The sequence below is a fragment of the Mucilaginibacter sp. P4_G9 genome (genome assembly GCF_056400985.1).
Window position 1 is genome coordinate 1 of the sequence record NZ_JBFUKF010000294.1, and the last position, 6,230, is coordinate 6,230.

Sequence of the window (6,230 nt, forward strand, 5' to 3'; positions counted from 1 at the left end):
GACATAGATTACATTAAAAAACAATACTGGTAATCAGTAATTTATAAACAYGTCATTATAAGGCACGAAGATAACCGACCGCAGGGAGCTCATTAATACCTRTAAAAATAAAAACACAACATTAATAATCCCAAACTATGCAGATCGGATTTGCAAAGCTACTCTGTAAGGTGGGGATTGCTTCGTACCTTATAATGACGCGTGGATAAAAACCAGGCTAAACTTGATGAAAAAAAAAGCCTTATGCGTTTTTCTTATGGCATAAAAGATTAGGCTCCTATCTTATCGGCTTCGGAAACACCGGCAAACTCTCATGCCCATCAGCATCTACAGATTGCACGGCAAAAAAGTAATTATCTTTTGAGTACGCCAGCGTAGCCGTGGTATCGGTTACATAAAACTTACGTTCCCAAAAGGCGCTGGTGGTTTCGCGCATCAGCACGTAGTAGCCAGCCGGTTTTTTGCCGGTAGCAGGCGCTTCCCAGGTGAGTTTTGTTTTGTTGGTGAGGTCGCTGGTTATGATGCCTGCATTTTGTGGCCGGCCCGGTGCCAAGGCAAGGTTTGCTAATATCGACAGGTTCATGCGGGCTACTTTTTGTACGTAGTTAAAATCAACAAAATCGGGCAGGTCGCCGTATTCTACACCGTTTTCTGTGCGGATGTTCTGGTGCTGGCGGTTAAAGTCTTCATTCATTTCGGTAAACCTTACAGCTGTAAACCCCTGCTCCAAAAATGGCAGGTGGTCGCCGCCACGTAGGTAACGGTCGCGCCGATAAATGAGTTTTACATCCAGCTGGTCAACATACCTTTCCCCGGTTTCTTTGGCATAGCGGGCCAGTTCGCGCGAGGGGCTGTCGTTTTCTCCGCCTAATGATTTCAGGGCCGCAACCTGTTTATCTGTAGCATTGGTGGGGATGCCATCGCTGAAAACGCGAACACTGCGGTTATCCTTCAGGTCGGTTTCCATGCCGTGGGTATTGCCTACAATATCATTGTTCAGCATGGCATCCACATTCCAGTTTTCGGCTTTGGCGCGTTTGGCTACATTGGTTGAGCCATAAAGCCCCTGCTCCTCGCCTACCACGGTCATAAAAATTATGGTGGCCGGGAATGATTTTTTTGCCATCACCCTTGCCAGCTCCATAGACAGCGCCGTGCCCGATGCATCATCATTCGCCCCAGGTTCAACGCCGTTGGCATCCATTACATCATTAATCCGCGAATCATAATGACCCGATACCAGGTACACCCGGGTATCAGTGGGGTCGGTACCCTTTAGTATCGCCAGTACGTTTTTAAGCTTTACAGGTTTATCAATGCGGGTTCCTTTTGGCTGGGTGAACGTATCAAACTGAACTGTCATACGGCCGTTTGATTCCAGCGCGTATTTTTCCATTTCAGCTTTGATCCAGTTGCGTGCCGCACCGCTGCCGGTGGTTTTGCCGGAGGTATCGCTCAGGGTATGGCGGCTTTTGAATGTTACCAGTTTGCGGATGGTAGCCTCGATATTTTTGGAGGATACCTCATCAACCATTTGCTTTATTTTTTCATCCTGTTTGATGATGGTTTGGGCGGAGGTGGTTGTAGTAATGAGGAGGAGGAGGATGGTTTTGATGTATTTCATAGTGAGTGTGATATGTTCCTGTAGAGACGCATAATTGCGTCTCCCGCGTTCAATCCCTATTTTTTTTGTATTCCGCGGGTGTTTGCCAAAATAACGCTAATCTTCTTACTTAGTATTTCTATAAAGATTTAGCATTCTCCTGCATAGTTTGACTGTCCTGCGGGAGACGCAATTATGCGTCTCTACAAAAAATAAAAATTATTGCTCCTTAAAAATAGGAATTACGCTCTACAGATAAAAATTCTCAAATCCTTTGTTATCTGACAACCAGTTTTTTGGATTATCATGAATGTATTGGCGAATGTTACCATATTCCTTATCATCTCTGATAACCCTATCATAATATCTGGGTTGCCATGTAAATTCTATTTCATTATCATTAGCAAATGTTTTGATGGATGATTTATATCCTCGTAAAACAGCGCCTAAATTTTCCTTTTGTGTACCGAATTTATTAACCTCCCATGAGGTTTTATCGGGCTTGTCAATAAACAGGATGGCATGCATATGATCTGGCATTATGCTGAAATCGCCGAGTTTAACAAATGGAGAAAATTCAGGTATTCTTAACCAATTCTCATAAGCAATCTTACCCATATCAGAATATTCAACAAATGCATCGTTGGGGTTCTCAGGTTGGATAACTTCGCCAAAATAATGAACACGATGTTTGGTACAAATGGTCACAAAATATAAGCCATGGGAACCGTAATCCCATCCGGTAAGACGAGGCGTTGATATGCGATATTTCCTTTGGTACTTATCTTCCATTTGTTCTACATTGTAACCAACGTTTTATCTGGATTTGAATGTCCTGCGGGAGACGCAATTATGCGTCTCTACGAAAAAAAATCATTCCTCTTCTTCCTCGCTCGCTGCTGTCAGCATCTCATCGGCCTGTTTAAAATTGCTTTTTACAAAATGGCACCAGTCGCATTCTTTTTTGCCGCAGCCGGTATTAAAATCATGGGCCATAATTTTTTGGTAGGTTTCGGTGATCTGGCTGGTTACCAATTCTATATCCTGCGGGGTTATCACATATTTTTCCCGGTGATATTCGCCTTCACTTACAGGCTCAACAAAATCAAAAATGGTGTCTATTACTTCCCAATCGTTGGTGCGGTCATGATCTACCAGGATTTTATAAAATACGCCCTGCCGCCAGTAATCGCCGCCAAGGGGGGCATCAAATGTTGGGCGCAGCAGTTTGTCTTTAGCGTTTTTAAGCTTACCGGTTTTATAATCCACAACTGTTACATTTTTACCATCAAACTCCATCTTGTCAAGGTTACCTTTTATGGGCACGCCATTTATTTCGATGTTTTTGATAGACTTTTCGGTTACGGCTATCTTATTCCAGGTGTTTACGTTTTGCTCGTAGTATGGCGGCAATATTTTTTCGCCGTAGGCTAAGCGTAATTTGTATTCGTCCCTGGTAAACGAATCCCGGTTACGGGCCATGTACCATTTAAACTCCTTCATAAATTGCTCTGTAGATAAGAACTCATTATCGTTCTCTTTCAGCAACCTGTAAGTTTTGTTGAGGGCCCAATGCACGGCCTGCCCAAACGTGGCCGACGGACTTTTGCCCGATGGCACCCTGATTAAACACTGAAAATAAAAGCGTAGCGGGCAATCCAGGTAGTTGTTTAAATGCGTTACCGATAGGGTATAACTTTGCAGCAACTGGTTAATATAATTCCTATCCAGCAGTTCAACTTTGGGTTTCTCCACTTCACTGAACTGGGTTGCTAAAAAATCGACCATTACATCCGGTGTAACTTTAGGAAACTGTACTTCCAGGTGTGTGCTCGCCAATATCTCGCCCACAAACCTGCTGGCTTCCTGCGCTTTCCCTTTTTTATCCTGCCCGGCGTACGAGATCATGAGGCATTGCTTGGCACGGGTAACAGCCACATAAAACAAGCGGCGTGCCTCCTCAACCTGAACAATATCATCAGATGCTGTACTGGTAAGTGTATCCGGGAGGCTAAAACCGCTATTGCGGCCTTTGCTATCCCAGGTGCGCTTATCGCAACCAATAAAAAACACATGCTCAAACTCCAGGCCCTTTGAGCCATGGGCGGTTAAAAAGTTAACGCCATTATCGCTGAAAATCACTTTATTCAAATCCAGCCGGATGCCATTTTTTTTCATCAGGTCGATAGTAGCAATCAGGTCGGATAGTTTGATATCGGGATTTTTGCGGCTTTCGTCTTTTAAAAAATCGAAGAAGCTGGTAAGCATCTGCATATATCCACCCTTATCGGGCTGTTGCATGATGTACCGCAGGATGCCCATTTTGGCTATCACATCCTGGAAAAAAGCCTGTAGTGTTTTACTTAATGCCGATTTTAGCAACTCATCAATATTGTATAGGAGGTACTTCATTTCGGTATACTTATCAGGCGCAAAAAGGTCTGGCTGGGCCGGTGGCCGCAACTCGCTGATGTAGCGGCGGATGGATGTTTTTGGCTTATCCCTGCTATTGGCCGAGAAATTTTCCTGCGATACCGCGATGCTTGCTTTGGCAATTTCGATAGGCGCTATGTTGAAAAAATCATAATGCAAAATCTCGAACAGCAACTCATCACCGCTATAAGGCGAATCGAGCTCCATCATGAGGTAGCGCATAATGTTGATGATCTTTTCGCCAAAAGGCTGGGTCAGGATATCTATTTTGCGCCTGGTATTAACCGCTATCTTTTTTACCTCCAGGTACTGGATCATTTCCTCAACCTGGCTGTGGTTACGGTAAATTACCGCGATCTCGCCCGGGGGAGTACCATTATCTATTAAATGCTTTATCTGCGCTGATACATCAACCAGCTCCTGGTCGGGATTTTCGTATTCGCGGATCACAGGCTCCGCTGTCATTTCAACAAAACGGGGATGCGAGGCCCGCAGGTCTTTATCCAGTTGCAACTGTGTAGTTAAGCGCTCAAAATTATTATTGATAAGGGCTTTTGAAATATCAAGAATATGCTGGTTGGACCGATAATTGTGCTTAAGCACCACCGTGTGCAGGGTAGTTACATAGTCGTTAGCAAAATCAAGGATGTTTTTCATGTTGGCACCCTGGAATTTGAAGATGGATTGATCATCATCGCCCACCACAAACACGTTGGGCACATCCCAGTAGTTCAGCAAAAAGCGCAGCAACTCATTTTGTGATCCGCTGGTATCCTGAAACTCATCTACCAAAATATATTGGTAACGCTCCTGGTATTTGCGCAGGATTTCTTCATTGTTACGGAAAGCCCTCAGCACCCAAATGATCATGTCATCATAATCATAGCGGCCGCGGGTCTTCATTTTGGCATCATAGTTCTGGTACTCGCGCACGGCGGCTACCAGCTTTTTCATCAAGTCATGCGCGGCGTCGATATCTTTTTGTTTGGGGTCGCCTACCTTGACACCTGTTTTGGAATTGGCCCGCTTGTATACAAATTCCTCGCGGTTGGGGATATCATCCAGGTATTCGTGTACCGCAGCCTCAATCATTGCCGCATCCCAGTTCTCCCGTTTCATGGTACTGAAAAGGTCTTTCAGGCGTTTGGTATCGTAATACACATCGCCGGTAAAACGCTTCAGCAGGTGGTCGTTGTCAAACTCGTCTACCAGTTCGCGAAACAGCATGGCCGATTCCAGGTCGGACAGCGACTCCAAATTCAGCTTTCCAAAATACTCCAGGTTCTCCTGGATGATCTCGTTGCAAAAAGCATGGAAAGTGTATATGTTGATGCGGTAAGCATCCGGACCAATAAATTCAAACAAACGCTTGCGCATAGCCACCGCGCCGGCATCGGTATAGGTTAAGCACAGGATCTCGCTTGGCAATGCATCAGTATCAGTTAAAATCTTCCCTATCCGTGCCGCCAGGATCTGCGTTTTACCTGTACCCGGTCCGGCAACTACCAGTACCGGTCCATCCATTTTATTTACTGCAGCCAGCTGTTCGGGGTTTAACCCCGCTAAAGCCGCCTGGAATTTATCGTTGTATTTATTGAAGTTGGATTGCATAAGCCCCCTCTAAATCTCCCCCTTCAGGGGGAGATTTTTGATTTTGTTGTTAAAAAATCGTTCCCGATGATTGATGATAGAAGGATTTTTGAAGTATTCCATTGATCTCTCCCAATATCAAAATTAGAATATATAAATGAAAAACGGCATGCACGGCAACTATTAAACCATCAATAAGAAACATTTTTTTAAATGAACAATTTATTCTGATAAAAAGTTATTTCAACTTTATTCAATAAATTAGTCAAGATAAAACCGCGGTTAAAAACCGAATAGTATGGGAAAACGACGAAAAGAAAAACAATATCTGAGTATTGAGATGTGCAATGAATTAGACCAAAGATTTAACGATCATAGAAATGGCATTGGACAATCATTTACGTGGGATGAGACTTTGGCTATGGTAAAGCGATCCCAAAAAACGAAGGTATGATGAGAGACTTAGTTTTAAAATTTTCGTAAGTCTGGGATTCTACAACTTATCATAGGTGAGTACCAGGCAATATCTAAGGTACAGAGTCGCCATCAAGGCGTTATTGCATGACCAATCTGCCTACGTGGCGATTGCTTGGCACCTTATAAT

At 43.9% G+C, this 6,230-nt stretch carries 3 protein-coding genes; all 3 read right to left on the reverse strand.

The genetic code is table 11. The features are described 5' to 3' along the window. Positions 1-277: 277 nt before the first annotated feature. Entirely contained in the window at positions 278-1,624 is a 1,347-nt protein-coding gene (locus tag AC1DPZ_RS19910) for a M28 family peptidase (RefSeq protein WP_477406652.1), read from the reverse strand. Positions 1,625-1,852: 228 nt separating this feature from the next. Then, positions 1,853-2,395: a transposase gene (locus tag AC1DPZ_RS19915; RefSeq protein ID WP_477406654.1), complete on the reverse strand. Its 543-nt coding sequence runs from the start codon at positions 2,393-2,395 to the stop codon at positions 1,853-1,855. A gap of 81 nt (positions 2,396-2,476) precedes the next feature. After that, the gene (locus AC1DPZ_RS19920) at positions 2,477-5,647 is read right to left on the reverse strand and encodes an ATP-dependent helicase (protein WP_477406656.1); all 3,171 of its coding nucleotides are present in this window, start codon (positions 5,645-5,647) and stop codon (positions 2,477-2,479) included. Positions 5,648-6,230: the final 583 nt, after the last annotated feature.

Bases quoted from the DNA above. Each gene is read 5' to 3' on its own strand.
- AC1DPZ_RS19910 (WP_477406652.1), bottom strand. From the start codon at position 1,624: ATGAAATACATCAAAACCATCCTCCTCCTCCTCATTACTACAACCACC.
- AC1DPZ_RS19915 (WP_477406654.1), bottom strand. From the start codon at position 2,395: ATGGAAGATAAGTACCAAAGGAAATATCGCATATCAACGCCTCGTCTT.
- AC1DPZ_RS19920 (WP_477406656.1), bottom strand. From the start codon at position 5,647: ATGCAATCCAACTTCAATAAATACAACGATAAATTCCAGGCGGCTTTA.